Genomic DNA, 14974 nt, shown 5'->3' with positions numbered 1-14974 from the left:
GTCACATAGCTTTTGCATACTATGAACATGACTGAGAGAGCGATGAGTCAGCTCTTTCATAACTACAAAAACGCAAGCAGCAAATCAAAACTCTACACAGGGAGATACCTATGGCATCAGGATTTACCCGCCGTGACTTCATCAAACTAGGCACGTTTGCTGGCATTACGGTCACCTTGGCACGCCTGCCCTTTGCACACGCAATAGAAGTACATTCCGGCCTTGGTGCATCAGGCTGGATGAACAACGATGGACAAGCCCGCTATCGCTGGGATGCTATACGTAAAGTCACCGGCCAAAAAGTCTTTGCGCGCGACTTCCGCGCCATGAACCTGCCCGGTTGGCCCAAGCAACAAGCACATGCTTTTTTTGTGAAAGCCACACAAGCTGACAAAACCTTTGAAGGCTTAGCATTAGATAGACTAGGCGATGACTTACAGCCTGATAGACTGCTTTTTCATGAAGACCTAGAGCGCGATGGTATACAAGTACCTAAACCCGCCGATTTAGGCCCTGACTTCTACGGCCAAAGCTTCCTGACACCAAAAGGCACTACGCCTACCATGCTGGGCCACCCTGTAGCCCTCTTGGTCTATCACGATTTTGACAAATTCGAAGCTGCTAAGCGCCAACTGCGTTTTGACACTGAATTTGTACTGTATGGCAAAACCACTGGCCCTAACCCTCCTCCTAACTTTGGTGCAGCACGCTATGTGCGTATTGGTGGCGAGTCACCTACCGGCACACCTGAGTTCTCACCCATTCAAGACGCCGTCATTTGGGGTAGCTTTGATGGCGCTACACCCGTATGGCCTCCAGCTGATCCGGACGGTATATTTGTACCGCAATCCGTCATGCACAAACACCGAGGCGGCGGCACAGGTAATCGCGATCCACAACAGGTCGCACAAGAAACTTACAAGCCTATGCAGCGTGGCATGGAAGCCGCTGCACTCATTGCTGCCGACATCGAAGCCGCGCGCCAAGACCCAGACAAAATTGTGATTGAGCGCCATGGCTATTCGCAATCCATAGACCCGTCTGCAATGGAGCCTGATAACGGCAATGCTTGGTACGATGCACAAACACGTACCCTGCATATTTTGGCAGCAGCACAGTCCCCCTATGAGGTCGCACGCGTTGCCGCCTTTATGGTGAAAGACAACAAACGCTTCCCCGTAGAACATATTGAAATTCTCACCGGCACGACTGTTGGGTATGGGTCCAAAGACCACTCTATTTTCCCCTTCTATGTGATTGCTGCCTGTTTTTACGGCGACGGCTTGCCTGTTCGCTTAGCCAACGATCGCTACGAACAATTCCAGATGGGCATTAAACGCCACGCCTTTGATATGGACGTGAGCATTACTGCTGATAGGAAAACTGGCCAGTTTGAGACTCTTAAAGGCCAATACACCTGTGATGGCGGCGGGCGAGCTAACTTCTCGTTCTCGGTGGCCCAAGTAGGCGCCACGGCCGCTCAATCTATTTACTACTTCCCTAAATCAGACTTGGCGAGCACAGCCTTATCCAGCCGTGCCGTAGAGGCTGGCTCCATGCGTGGTTATGGCACCATCCAAACCATGACCATGACAGAGATGCTAGTAGACGAGTTGGCCTCTGAGCTAAACATAGATGCCATTGAGTTACGTCGTCGCAATGCGTTGCTCCCCAACTACCCCAACACGCAGGGCGCAGTACAACTAGGCGAGCCGCGTTTGGTAGAAATGCTGGATATCGCTAGCAAGCACTCGCTTTGGGTGAACAAAGATAAAGCAAAAGCTGAGTTTGATGCCGCTAACCCCGGTAAAAGCTATGGTGTAGGTTTTGCCCAAGTCCAAAAAGACTACGGCACCGGCGCCGACACCAGTGCACTTGTGCTGGAGTTTGATGCTGATGGCAACATCACCATGCGCCACTGCTTGCAAGAGATTGGCACGGGTGCCACCACTGCCCAGCAAGTCATGATTCAACAAATGCTAGGGCAAGCCCCCGAAACGGTAGAGTTCGGTGTGACAGAGTTTGATCAATTGCCATTAGTCAGCAACTGGTCGCCCTACACCACTACGCAAGAAGAGCAAGATAAGCTTGCCGCCAACCCTTTCTGGGTACCATTCATGCTGCCAGCGATGAGTGCCTCTAACAGCGTGTACTTCATTGGTTTCGGCACACGCCAAGCCGCTAACTTCCTGTTGGAACATAGCTTGTGGCCAGCGGCCAAGGCCATTTGGAGTGATGGCCCTGCTGGTGGTGAAATCGCCCCAGGCGATGTGGCGTTGTCTGATCTGCGCGCTTATCCCGGCGGCATTGGTGGCGCAGGTATGACCCCTATTCCTTTTGCTCAATTGGCCCGTAAGGCCCACGAAATGGGGTTGATTACAGGCGTAGCGCTGCACTGCTTTAGTCGCTGGGAATGGGCTCGTGGCAGCTTTGACATTCCCGGTGTAGGCGAACGCACCTTGCCTCTGGATGCCTTAGCCGTACGCTATGGCGAAGGTGCCCCTGAGTCACTCAAAAAACGTATGGATACCGGCGGCTACGACTATCTAAAACGCAGCAAAATCGCCTACCCACCCGTGCAACGTAACAATGCAGGCGTTACCACCTACACCCCTGCGGCCTGTTTAGTAGAGCTCAACGTCAATACTTTTACCGGTGATGTTGAGGTCATGCGCCTACATAGCCTGATTGATCCTGGCAAAATTGTTGTTCCTGCCTTGGTCTCTGGCCAACAACAAGGAGGGCTGGCGATGGGTATAGGCCACGCGCTGATGGAAGAACTACCACTCTATGAGGATGGCCCCGGTAACGGCACGTGGAACTTCAACCGTTACACCTTACCTCGCGCTAAAAACGTTGCAGTTTGGAACCAGACCGTGGATTACCTACCCCCACTGTCGGAGACCTCGCCACCTAAAGGGATGGCTGAAGTGGTCATGATTCCCGTAGTTTCGGCCATTAGCAATGCTGTGGCACACGCCATAGGCAAACGTTTTTACGAACTCCCCATCACCGCAGAGAAAATTAAGGAAGCCTTAGCATGAGCTTAGAAAAACAACCTCTCACGCTCACGATCAACGGCAAGACTATTGGCCCAGTGGATGTACCACTGGATATGCCCATGATCGATTTTCTGCATGAGCACTTAAACCTTACCGGCACACGCTTTGGCTGCGGCCAAGGCATTTGCCACGCCTGTACCATCGTAGAAAACCACCCAGATGGTTCCACAACAGAGAGCCGCACCTGTGTGTTTAGCGCGCATTACTTCAATAACAAGTCCATCACGACTATTGAAGGCCAAGCCAAATACGACAAGCTGGGCAAGGTAGAAGCCTTAACACCAGTACAGCAAGCCTTTATTGATCACTTCTCGTTCCAGTGTGGCTACTGCACGCCTGGTTTTGTGGCCGGTGCCACAGTGTTTTTAGATGGCCTCAAGCGCAAACCCGTACAACGTGCCAATCTGGAAAGTGCCATCGAAGAAGCCTTAAACGACCACATCTGTCGTTGCACTGGCTATGTACGTTATTACGAAGCCGTAAAGGAAGTTGCTCTGGCAACGCCTGGCTGTGTGATTGACTAAGGAGGCAACATGCTACGTAAAGTAATCATTACCGTGATTCTGGTGGCTGTGGTGGTCTGTATAGCCATCTTGCTGGGTGCATTTCGCAGCACCAGCGTTGCCCCCGGCGTCGATAAGCCGTTAAGCGCCGATGAGATGCAGCAGTTGATTCCTCGTGGCCGCGAACTGGCCATGGCGGGCGACTGCTTTGGCTGTCACTCTCAACCTCAAGGCCCTAAAGCGGCCGGTGGTGTGGCCATTGATACGCCGTTTGGTACGCTGTATTCCACCAACATCACTCCCGCCCCTACCTACGGTATAGGCAAGTACACTCGCGCAGACTTTCACCGTGCATTAAAAGATGGTGTGGCACCAAAAGGCAACTTATACCCAGCCATGCCGTACATCTTCACGCACATCACCACGCCTGAAGATATTGATGCGCTGTATGCCTACCTGATGAGCATTCCGCCTATTGCTGTAGCGAACAAGAGCAATAGTGGTGCTTTCTCGTTGCCCGTGCGTCCGTTCATGAACTTCTGGAACTTGCTGAACTTCCCCGATCGCAGCGTACCCGAGAATGCAGAACGTTCTGCGCAATGGTTGCGTGGTGCGTACTTGGTGCAAGGTGTAGGCCACTGTGCAAGCTGCCACACCCCGCAGAATTTCATGATGGGCGTGGACTTTGCGCGTGATTTCCAAGGTGGCGAGATCAACGGCTGGGCGATTCCTAACATCACGGCTAGCGCCTTAGCCAAGCATGGTTTTGATGTGGCCACGCTGACCCAATACCTAAGCACCGGTATGGCACCACAAGGCACGTCATTTGCGGATATGCATACAGTCACGCACTTCTCGACTAGCGCGATGAAAGTAGAGGACGTAGAAGCGGTTGCTACCTACCTGCTCACAGATGCTAACGGTTCAATTCCTCCTGCAGCATCGGCTCCCACGCCCTTACCTGAAGCTGAGAACCCTACTGCCGACAGCAATATGGCCATCGGCAGACGCACGTACTTAGCTGCATGTGCGGGCTGTCACGGCAGTAAAGGGGAAGGTATTCCTAATGTAGCGCCCGCCATGTACGGCAATGCCACCTTGGCGATGGACAGTGCTCAGAACCTGATACGTGTGGTGCTAAACGGTATTCCTACCCAGACATTCACAGGTAATCAGCGCATGTACGCCATGCCTCCGTTTGCTCACGAACTTAGCGATGAAGAAATCGCCGATCTGTCTACATGGATGCGAGCACAATGGGGTGGTCAAGCCACCGCTGTTACCACCGAGCAAGTACAACAAATCTCGCGCGCCGTTCACTAACCTTTAGCTCTTGCGGCACTGGCCTAAAAAGCCTGTGCCGCACTCTTTTTTATGCATCAGTTAGGTATATTGTTAGCTGCTGGATATGGTCGTCGCTTTCAAGCACGGCAACCTCAAGGCAATAAACTGCTAGCTCCCTTGGCAAACCACCATAGTGTCGCCGCGACTAGCCTGCACAACTTACGACAAGCTGTAGATCACGTCATCGTCGTAATGCGCCCAGACAGCCCCGAGCTGTATGAGCAACTAGCACAACCCAACTGCACCATCGTAGAAAGCGAGCTTGCGCATACCGGCATGGGAGCCAGTCTTGCTGATGCTGCACGCGCCGCCTTACAGTGTTATGCCCAATCCCCTGCGTCCACAGTTTTAGTCACCTTGGCTGATATGCCGTGCATTTCTGCATATAGCTTTCAGCAAGTGCAACAAGCGCTACAAACCCACACTATTGCCGCCCCCCTTTACCAAGGGCAACGCGGACACCCTGTAGGCTTTCAATGGCATTTACTCCCAGAACTAACCACCTTATCTGGGGACGAAGGTGCACGCAGCCTACTGCAACGCCACGGTATTCAATTACTGCCTTGTGATGATGCCGGCGTATGTTTTGACATTGATGAGCCTGACGACTTACAACACCCCACTCTTCACACCTTTTTGCGGAGCCACACATGAACGCCATGGACCTAGACGTACTGCAACACGCCCACGATTGGGTCATGGCCGGCCATACCGTGCACCTAGTCACCGTGGTACAAACTTGGGGATCCGCTCCACGCCAAGCCGGAGCCATGCTAGTCGTACGTGAAGACGGCAGACTAATGGGATCAGTCTCAGGCGGCTGCATAGAAGACGACCTAATCCGCAAAGCCAAAAGCAATGGTTTGGGCAGCAAACCCGCCCCTTTGTTATACGGCGTATCCCAAGCCGAAGCCGCACGCTTTGGCCTACCCTGCGGCGGCACATTAAAGCTAATGGTAGAACCCATCGCTGACACACAATGGTTGGATAAGGTCTTAGAGGCTATACGCCAGCACCGTTTGCTACTGCGCACCGTCAACCTAACAGATGGTTCCTACCAGCTGGCACCTGCCACCCCAGACATGCAGACCGCGTTAAGCGATACACACTTTCAAAGTGTCTACGGCCCGCACTGGCACTTACTGATCATAGGCGCCAACCAAACTGCCCGTACCCTCTGCGCCATCGCCAACGCCCTAGACTTTCATGTCACCGTATGCGACCCCCGCCAAGAATTCTTTGCAGATTGGGACGTGCCTTACGCTACGCTGGTGACCACCATGCCTGACGACACCATCGTAGAAATGGGCGTCAACCACCGCACCGCCATCGTTGCCCTTACTCACGACCCTAAACTGGACGACATGGCCTTGTTAGAAGCCCTAATCTCGCCTGCGTTTTACGTAGGCGCATTAGGTTCTAAAGCCAACCAAGCCAAACGCAGAGAAAGACTAAAACTCTTTGACCTAACCGATGCAGATATAGACAGACTACACGGCCCGGTGGGGCTGCCTATCTCTAGCCGCACACCTGCAGAAATAGCCGTGGCGATAGCGGCAGAGCTTATACAAGTGCGCAATAGACTGCCGGCAGAGTCACAGAAATCTAGCACTTAGCATCAAGGGGGAATGATTAGACCCCCACCACTTGACGCCGTTACAAAAACCATCGTATTATTACGTTCTTTAGGCGGTTAGCTCAGTTGGTTAGAGCGCTACGTTGACATCGTAGAGGTCGCTGGTTCGACTCCAGTACCGCCTACCAAAGCACTTCCAAACAGTGCCTAGGACTGCCAAGCAAAGCCGCATATCACAACGATCTGCGGCTTTTTTGTTGCCCAGAGTTACCAGCCCTGCCCAGAACTTTTGGGGGCATTTTTGGGGGCATCCTAAAACTGGATGGGGGCATCGTATTTTGACGTTTTTCCGAAAACGACCAAAAATAGCCCTAAAACTCTTTATTGACACATTTATTAACAACAAAGTCGATTTGTGCCACAAAGAGCAGCGGACACATAATCCGCAGGCCCCCTGTTCGAATCAGGGATGAGCCACCAAGATACAAAACGGTCTACAGCGATATAGGCCGTTTTTTTTATGCTCTGCAATTATAGGGGCGCTCCGCAAAAGCCTACTAGCATCAAGTCAAGCGCCACCGCTACCAGCTAACCGAAACCCTCACCATATTGCCGGTAAGGATGTATTCGACCAATACATGATTTCAGCTATCTAATCTATTGATCCATATGATTTTTATTATTTATTCTGTCTAATATAAAGTGGTTACCTAAAGCCTGTAAGCCTTTGTTTTGTAAAGATCACAAATCGAAGTATTAGACAGCACCCTCCCGTCATTTCACAATATGGCAACTCGTTATCCTCCTACTCATGTCAATCATAACGTTGCGAAAAACATATTGAAACAAAGCATGCCGCTCTTCTATCGCCTCATACGGATACATTAGTCACGACTATGTTGCATAAGCCTTCAACTTAAATTTCCGTTTAATAAGGACTTAGTGATGAACTTACTTGAAACCACACAAAAACAGTACCGGCATATTTGTTTAGCTATTTATATAGGTGTAGTTGCAGGTATTTTTTCAGCCCTAGTTAAATCTGGCTTTGAAACACTCATTCCACCTAGAACCCCAGAAACCACACCGCCACCAGTCGTCTTGCTTGAGAAACTAGGGTTTCACGTTGACTCTATGACATACGAATGGTTAGGCTCCTCCATTAATTGGGGTGGGAATGGTGTTCATATACTATTTTCAATCACCATAGCTATTATCTACTGCGTTCTTGCCGAATACTTGCCAAAGGTAAAACTACTTCACGGTATTGTTTTTGGGTTCTTCGTCTCTGTGTTTGCTCATGGTTTAGTGGTCCCTTTGTTAGGCCTATCCGGTTGGTTATGGATTTCAGGCTCTGAGGCTTTAATCTCGGAATTCATCGGCACAGCATTTTGGATATGGTCTATCGAGGCTGTGCGTAGCAACCTTAGATACAGCTTCACAAAAGAGTTAGAGACTCAATAGTTAAACTCACCCTAGGGATACGATACTGTCCAAAAAATTAAGGCAGTATCGTAGATGCTCTTCCATCTTCTCCATATACCCTCTAATTGCTGTTATATACCTCTGTAACTCGTTTACTATGTCTGCATACTTTGCAGTGCTTGTATAGCCCAAACCAAATCAACAATCGCTGGAGTAAAAATGGAAAACCCAAATAAAACGATATCTCCATCACCATCCAACTCAAGAGACATGAAAGCTTATTGACATACCATCTTAGAGATATCTTATTTGTTGACCAATGAAGATTTTGGTTTAACGCTTTTCATGGGAAATTATCGTACACATATTGAATCAAGAAGGTTCCTTAAAACTGAAAAGGTTTCAAGCCATCTGAAAATTGGCATCATTATTTCTGCCAAAGACTCCATAAGAAGAAAGTGTCACAACTAGAGGTAATAGGCGTGATGCAAAACATTCTCGCACCAACTACACCTCTTGGTTAGGAACGGATCACAATGCCTTAAGTTTACTTTGAGAGTTTCAGGTATAAAAAGGCGACAATAGTCGTCTATTTAACACTCCCTTTCTCATTCTCATGCCTCTCCGAAAGACACTGAAAAGATAGCAATATATTTCCTTCTTTTCTTCTTGCTACTTTAGTCTGTCTGTTTTTTCATCCAGTTTAATAACTATGAGCTAAATGCTAGATTACGACATCACTCTATAACGATAAAAATTCAATGAAATTTTCTGGCCGTGGTTTAATTGCCGTTATTTTCCTAGTTGTTATTGCGAAAACTTGCGGTTCCGACAGTTCATCCAGTAAGGTTCGGTCAACAATTCCTGTTGCTGTAGCTCCGCCACAGAGCTCTTTTGTAACCCCCTCGCCTACTACTCTACCTGCGATCGCACAAAGGCCCACACGCTACATTGGACCGAAATCACTTAATGTCCGCTCCTCTGCAAATGGCAGGGTGCTAAGCAGCCTTCCTCACGGTCAAGCTGTGACTATTTATGAGGAGCTCAACGGGTGGAGCAGAATCAGCACAGACACCGAGACTGCAAAATGGATTTCTAGTGATCATCTTTGTGTAGAAAAAGACTGTAGTGATATAAAAAAGTGGATGGCACCGCCTGCTCCACCGCCTAGGCCTACCGTCTCTCGAAGCTACAGCCCCTCATCAACCCGATCAAGCTGCCCATGCTCCTCAAACAGTAACTGCTACGGCCCCAGAGGGGGCAGGTACTGTATTACATCAGGTGGGAACAAAAGGTATAGATAACTACGTTGCAGCACAAATACATAGGTACAAAAAAACCCACCGACGTGGGCTCTATATAAATTCTTTTGAAAAACTAATCTTCTGACTCATCAAAAATACGATGATCGTATCCGAATAGCTTTTCTAGCATTTTCCGCTGCTTGTTTTTCCTCATCAACCACTCTTTCATCGTCGCCCTGATCTGTGGCTGAGTAGGATATAAACGAGCCAGCTAAAACCAAAATAATACCCGCTGAGATTATCAACCCACGACCAAGTGCTGTCTTCTTAGTGCTAGCGAACACCAAGGGCCATAGCAGCACTGCACCCACTATCGCGATCACCTCACCAATCACAGACCGTCTCCTGATAATCTTAAAAAATCTCTAGCATAGAAAACATACTCTCATGCAGTACTGCAGCCGTCCAAAAGAACACAGGGATAATAACAGCACAATCAAGTAGCGAGAATGCAGGCTATTTCCTCGTCTGTAGTTTGCTTCGCGATTATTGAGCCACTCTGCAAGATCATATCTGCTCAAGGTAAATCATCTCTGAAACCACGCGTCACTGCACTCTATACGCTATATTGATATGATCCGTTTTCACCAACCACTCTTTAGCGAATTGCGTAGCACTACTGGGGTTAAAAATGACAAAAGCATGGGGGCCGTTTTTCACTGTGCTGATACTATCACTTTGCACTGGCGTTAATGCTAACTCTCTTTCTACTGCCAAGACATCCATAACTTTTGACCAAAACCTTTTTGATCAATGGCTTAGTTCAGCACAATTAAAAGCAGAACAAGGAGATGCTGTTTATCAAAACGAATTAGGTATCGTATACCTAAGAGGCGAAGGTGTTGAGCAAGACTACACGCAAGCGCAAGAGTGGTTTAAAAAGGCCTGTGATAATGGCAACCAAAATGGCTGTAAGAACTATCGGAACCTTCATGAGCACCGTGAGTAAATCTCAACACTATAGTCTTCGTGCAATCCTAGATGCGTAGTCAAACTCCGCCTTACAGCCCTGGGCGAACACGCCCATACGAGACCTTACAAGCGCACCTTGCTACTCTCACCTGTCAGCTTCTGCTGACTCGGTCTCTACAGCAGCAGCCGTAGTAAGCGCTGCATCTCACGACTAATGTATTCTTTTGCTGCGCCCCTCTCGCACTGATTAGCAGCACCAAATAATGGGCATCGTATTTTTAGGCTTTACATAAAACGTCAAAATAGCCCTAAACGCCAAATAAGGTAGCCAAATAACAAAGTTCACTTTTGTCGGACGTATCAGCAAAAAAACCAGCGTGATTTCTCATACTGAGATTTTCTCTTGCCTACAGAAACACGCGTCTAAAGCATCTACGATACGGTGTATATCAGGCAGCTATAGCTAATGCATCTACTCCGGAAATATGGCTACATCACTAGACTTCAAGCCTCATTTATCACAATCCAACCCACCTCCCATAATATACAAAATCTGGTCTAGCCTATTTTTCCAAGTCAAATAGTATGTATAACCCTGATATTCAGTGAGTTCGTCTCCAACTTGATTTAACTCAACCAAAAGCACAGCACTATCCCTAGTGAACCCAGGTATATAAGTTGTAAAACGTGCTTTCCTTGGATCTGATGGATTAACCGCAAGCGGTGTCCCTGTTGTGCTGCACTTATCGCCATAATCATAGAGAGCCTGCTGAATCTGCGGGATAGACTTCTCTATCGTCCCAGATTTTCGTAAGTTCTCCGGAGTTCTAAGTTGATCGATCTTGACGTTTTGAAACATCGCACACCCTGACAGCGCCACAACACATACACCTATCATGAGCTTTCTCATGCCTACCCCCTTTCAATAAGGTGCTGAAATAATAGCAGCATAAATAACCACAGCGAAGGGTAGCTAAAATCAAATGCTCTATAGCTTTTATTTTTGCTTAACTTTGACATGTCAATGATTCAAATTTTTTCACAAGCAAAAATTTTTAGATATAAAAAATCAACACTCTCAAGAAGGAGTAGCATCACCCGCACTATTCACTTAACATTTAGAACATCGACCTCGTGGTTAGCCAAGTACATTGCTACAGACTGGCAATATAATTACAAAACATCACCCTGAGAGTTCTATTTCATATGAGGATATGATGGGTTTTCATACTATGAACAAAATTTTCACGAAAACTGCGGTTGTGCTCGGTGCTGTTCTTTTAGTCGGCTGTGCTAAAAACACGCATATGACACTCCAAGACCTTGATGCCTCACTGGTTAATAATGAAGAGGCTGCTGTACGAATGTACCCAGGAAAATCCATTGCTGATGTAAGGCAAGCGGCACATAAAGTACTGTATTTACTTGATCCAGATGACATCGTGTTTGACGCTCAGAGTGATGCGCTGTTAGCAACTCGATGGTCCACCTTTTTTGCGGTGTTTAGTGCTACCTTTGGAAGAGATTGGTATAGCGTAGATTTAGAACAAACAGACAAAGGAACAATCGCTAGATTTGGATTTACTGGAGAGCAACAAACAGGTATATGGATAAGTCAAATACCCATTAGCTTTAAACCTAAAATATCGATTAGTGCTTATCAGAATCCCGCTGACTTCCAACTATTCCACGACCGGGTAGAGTATTTTTTAGGCCTAAGGGATGAGTGGAAAACATGCTCTATAGCAAAGAGCAATCAAACCAATCCTGAAAATTCACTCTTCTTATGTGATACTCTTGGTTTAGAAAATAAGCCTCCGCAAGAAGCTGAAAAGCTAAAGAACTCTGCGGGAAGACTAGAAGATCGCAGACATTAACTCTAACACTGAATCTTGAACACACAGTTCCTCCACCGAGGGAGGGACTGTTTGCCCCTCATCACATAGTAGTTTGCTAAAGTCAGTCATTCAGAACTAGAAAAACACCCACAACAGAAGCCCCTTTCTTAGTAGGTTTCATTACGTAAACCAAACAAGGGGAAATATGTTTAGCGTTAGCGTCTTGTTGACTACTCACTATAGAAAATCAGCTAAAAACAGACCACTCAGGCTCTTAGACACTCAAGCCTCCAAGATAAGTGGCTTTGCTTCCCTATATCACCTCATTCAAAAAAAACGCCACCAAGCTCAGGCAAGCTATGGTGGCGTAAAGCTTTTCCATTACCTTAATGTATGAAAAAACATGCACCCTAAAGATAGCCTGCAAATTACGCTAATCACATAAGAAGTTTCTGAATTCCTATGCGCTGACCAACGCCAGCTACCTAGTAAGCACACCCATAGGGACTCACACACTGTATAGAAACCAGCGCTGTAGACCCTGAACCTCATACCCCATACTCAAGAGTTCATTCCTAAATTCTTTAAGATGGCGGTGGCTTTCACTCAATAGCGTTGGTATGCTTACCAGCTACGTGTTTTTGACTGAACGACCATTTCTCTTATGGAGCTCCAAAAGCACCGAACATTAGCCCTCACCTTACTAAGCGTGCAGGCAGTTGCTTCCACATACACTAACAATAATTTTTTAGCTCCTCGGAGAGAGATGCATGTCGAATATCAAAAACATCCTTGGCATAGCAATGGCTTTTGTAGGAGTCGTTGTGGGTGCTGGTTTTGCATCGGGCCAAGAAGTCCTGCAATTTTTTAGTAGTTTTGGCTACTGGGGGCTTCTAGGGGGAGTGATCAGTGGCTTGTGTTTTGCACTACTAGGAATGGCGGTTGGTGAGTTAAGCCAAGTATCGGCATCGCATTCGTTTAAAGAAGGGTTGTATTTGATTTGTGGGCCACGACTCGGCATTGTGGCTGACATCATGATCACTTTCTTTATGTATGCCATTGCTGTGGTGATGTTTGCGGGTGGCGGCTCGTTGATGGAGCAGCAATGGGGGGTACCTGCAGAATACGGCAGCATCGCGGTAATGTTGGTCACGGTATTGATCGTGTTTTTGCGCGTAAACCGAGTCTTGGCCTTTATTGGTAGCATTACTCCTCTATTGGTATTGATGGTGGTTTTTCTGTGTATTTACAGCTTAAATACACGCAGCCTACCTTTAGAAGAACTGGATATTATTGCCAACACAAAACCACAAGGAGCAGGCAATTGGTTAGTAGCCGCCCTACTCTATGTGTCTTACAACATGGTGGTGGGTGCGCCGTTTCTGATGATTGCGTGTTCGCAAGCCACATCTAAACGTAATGCGCTACTAGGCGGTCTAGTGGGCGGTTTGCTGCTGGGCGGGTTGATTGTTTTGATTAGCGTCAGCGTGTTTGGACGTATTGACACCATTGGCTCAGCGGCATTGCCTATGTTGATGCTTGCTACCGAGCAGTCCAGACTTTTGGGGACGCTGATCTCAGTCGTGATTTTTGCGATGATCCTGACCACATCGGTGGGGGTTTTATACTCTTTCTCAGCGCGTATTTTTACCCCTAACACACTTAAATTCAATATTGGTACGGCTGTTGCGGCCTGCTTGGGCCTAATCGGTACAAAGGTTGGTTTCATTAACTTGGTAGGCACTGTCTATCCATTTTTTGGCTACTTTGGCTTTGTGCTAATGGCCTGGATTCTGATTGCTTGGATACGTTTACGTTATGTAGGCAGTCATCCTGCTTGATCGCCCACAGTAAACGTTATGCTCTTCATTCAAACACTGTGGCAGCGATTGGGGCCTGTGGCCTCACGTCCTTCTTGGAAGGAGCTCGCACGCTCCAGTATTGGCGTTGGACTAGGCGTTGCGCTCGCCTGTTTGCTGGTAGTGCTGGCCGATTATGTTCACCCCCACCTTCTGTTTTTATTTGCTCCACTAGGCGCCAGCGCAGTACTGGTGTTTGCTGTGCCCAGCAGTCCGTTGGCACAACCGTGGAACTGCATCATTGGCAACAGCGTATCCGCGCTTTATACCTTACTGCTACTCTGGGTGCTTCCCTTTCTGCCTCATACCGTTCTGGCCACACTGGCCGTAGCGGGTGCGGTGGCGTTGATGCTTCTGCTGCGCGCCCTGCATCCACCCGGTGGTGCTGTGGCCTTGATGATGGTGTTAGCGGCAGAACAGCTTTTACCCGTAGATTGGCTGCTGCTACTCCCCGTGACAATGCTTTCTGCTGCTGTCGTCGCGGTAGGTGTGCTCTATCATCGCGCTTGCGGTCGTAGCTATCTGCAGCACTCCCTCGCTGCAACCAAAACCCAACGCCCCAGCACTCGTCTAGCGCTAAGCGAGGATGATCTTCAACAACTGCTACAACGCTTTGAACAGAGCTACAACCTGACCCCTGAGGACTTGGGTGATCTGCTTGCTGCCGCCGAAGAAGACGCGATCAAACGCCGTATGTCCAGTGTGAACTGCGGCACGGTGATGTCCTCTACCCTACTCACCATTGGCGTAAAGACCCCGCTTGAAGAGGTCGCTGAGCTCTTTCATCGTCATCTGATTAAAAGCTTACCCGTAGTTGATAATCAGGGAGAATTGATTGGGCGTGTGTTGCGTGCCGATCTGTTCGACTGGCTCTGGCAAGACCACCATGCGCGGCAGCAGCAAACGCTGTGGAAACGTCTGCGCAATAAATCAGCTAAAGAGCAATCAACCGCTAAAGATCTGATGCGCATGCCTGAGATGAGTGTGCAAGAGGACACACCTATGGGGGATCTTTTACAAGAACTTGCTTCGCATGACGTGCAGTTTATTGCCGTATTACGCGAGAAAGTTCTGGTTGGTGTGATCACGCGCTCTGACGTTATTCGTACGCTGCTCGCCCTTAACCAATAGATTGATAGCATGGCAAGCTA

12 protein-coding genes and 1 tRNA gene are annotated in these 14974 nt (G+C 48.3%); 12 read left to right on the top strand and 1 reads right to left on the bottom strand.

Annotated features, from left to right (window positions below):
• Nucleotides 1-110: 110 nt before the first annotated feature.
• The 9 genes from ACLO87_RS06910 (at nucleotide 111) to ACLO87_RS06870 (ending at nucleotide 10163) form a co-directional block, all read left to right on the top strand.
• A complete protein-coding gene (locus ACLO87_RS06910) occupies nucleotides 111-3044 on the top strand; it encodes a xanthine dehydrogenase family protein molybdopterin-binding subunit (protein ID WP_430223171.1) in 2934 nt (977 codons plus the stop codon).
• Nucleotides 3041-3586: a (2Fe-2S)-binding protein gene (locus ACLO87_RS06905; RefSeq protein ID WP_430223170.1), complete on the top strand. Its 546-nt coding sequence runs from the start codon at nucleotides 3041-3043 to the stop codon at nucleotides 3584-3586. Before ACLO87_RS06910 ends, ACLO87_RS06905 begins: the two co-directional genes overlap by 4 nt.
• A gap of 9 nt (nucleotides 3587-3595) precedes the next feature.
• Entirely contained in the window at nucleotides 3596-4888 is a 1293-nt protein-coding gene (locus ACLO87_RS06900; RefSeq protein WP_430223169.1) for a cytochrome c, read from the top strand.
• Between the two features lie 51 nt (nucleotides 4889-4939).
• Nucleotides 4940-5563 carry a nucleotidyltransferase family protein gene (locus tag ACLO87_RS06895; protein ID WP_430223168.1) on the top strand — a complete coding sequence of 208 codons (624 nt, stop codon included), beginning with the start codon at nucleotides 4940-4942 and terminating at the stop codon, nucleotides 5561-5563.
• A complete protein-coding gene (locus ACLO87_RS06890; protein WP_430223166.1) occupies nucleotides 5560-6525 on the top strand; it encodes an XdhC family protein in 966 nt (321 codons plus the stop codon). Before ACLO87_RS06895 ends, ACLO87_RS06890 begins: the two co-directional genes overlap by 4 nt.
• 71 nt (nucleotides 6526-6596) lie before the next feature.
• Nucleotides 6597-6673, top strand: a tRNA-Val gene (locus tag ACLO87_RS06885).
• A 757-nt stretch (nucleotides 6674-7430) separates the two neighbouring features.
• Nucleotides 7431-7949 carry a DUF1440 domain-containing protein gene (locus ACLO87_RS06880; RefSeq protein WP_430223165.1) on the top strand — a complete coding sequence of 173 codons (519 nt, stop codon included), beginning with the start codon at nucleotides 7431-7433 and terminating at the stop codon, nucleotides 7947-7949.
• Nucleotides 7950-8671: 722 nt separating this feature from the next.
• Nucleotides 8672-9214, top strand: a complete 543-nt coding sequence (locus ACLO87_RS06875) for an SH3 domain-containing protein (protein ID WP_430223164.1) — start codon at nucleotides 8672-8674, stop codon at nucleotides 9212-9214.
• A gap of 631 nt (nucleotides 9215-9845) precedes the next feature.
• The gene (locus ACLO87_RS06870; protein ID WP_430223163.1) at nucleotides 9846-10163 is read left to right on the top strand and encodes a tetratricopeptide repeat protein; all 318 of its coding nucleotides are present in this window, start codon (nucleotides 9846-9848) and stop codon (nucleotides 10161-10163) included.
• A gap of 474 nt (nucleotides 10164-10637) precedes the next feature.
• Here the strand turns inward: ACLO87_RS06870 and ACLO87_RS06865 are convergent, their stop codons facing one another.
• Nucleotides 10638-11036, bottom strand: a complete 399-nt coding sequence (locus tag ACLO87_RS06865) for a hypothetical protein (RefSeq protein WP_430223162.1) — start codon at nucleotides 11034-11036, stop codon at nucleotides 10638-10640.
• Between the two features lie 322 nt (nucleotides 11037-11358).
• On the opposite strand from ACLO87_RS06865, the gene ACLO87_RS06860 reads away from it, so the two are divergent.
• From ACLO87_RS06860 to ACLO87_RS06850, 3 genes are all read left to right on the top strand, one after another.
• Nucleotides 11359-12003, top strand: a complete 645-nt coding sequence (locus tag ACLO87_RS06860; protein WP_430223161.1) for a hypothetical protein — start codon at nucleotides 11359-11361, stop codon at nucleotides 12001-12003.
• 731 nt (nucleotides 12004-12734) lie between these two features.
• The gene (locus tag ACLO87_RS06855) at nucleotides 12735-13805 is read left to right on the top strand and encodes a YkvI family membrane protein (RefSeq protein ID WP_430223160.1); all 1071 of its coding nucleotides are present in this window, start codon (nucleotides 12735-12737) and stop codon (nucleotides 13803-13805) included.
• Between the two features lie 18 nt (nucleotides 13806-13823).
• Nucleotides 13824-14954: an HPP family protein gene (locus ACLO87_RS06850; RefSeq protein WP_430223159.1), complete on the top strand. Its 1131-nt coding sequence runs from the start codon at nucleotides 13824-13826 to the stop codon at nucleotides 14952-14954.
• Nucleotides 14955-14974: the final 20 nt, after the last annotated feature.

The sequence above is a fragment of the Paenalcaligenes sp. Me52 genome (genome assembly GCF_050487965.1).
In the GTDB taxonomy this organism is placed as follows: Bacteria; Pseudomonadota; Gammaproteobacteria; order Burkholderiales; family Burkholderiaceae_B; genus Paenalcaligenes.
This window is presented reverse-complemented; position numbering and strand designations above follow the sequence as displayed.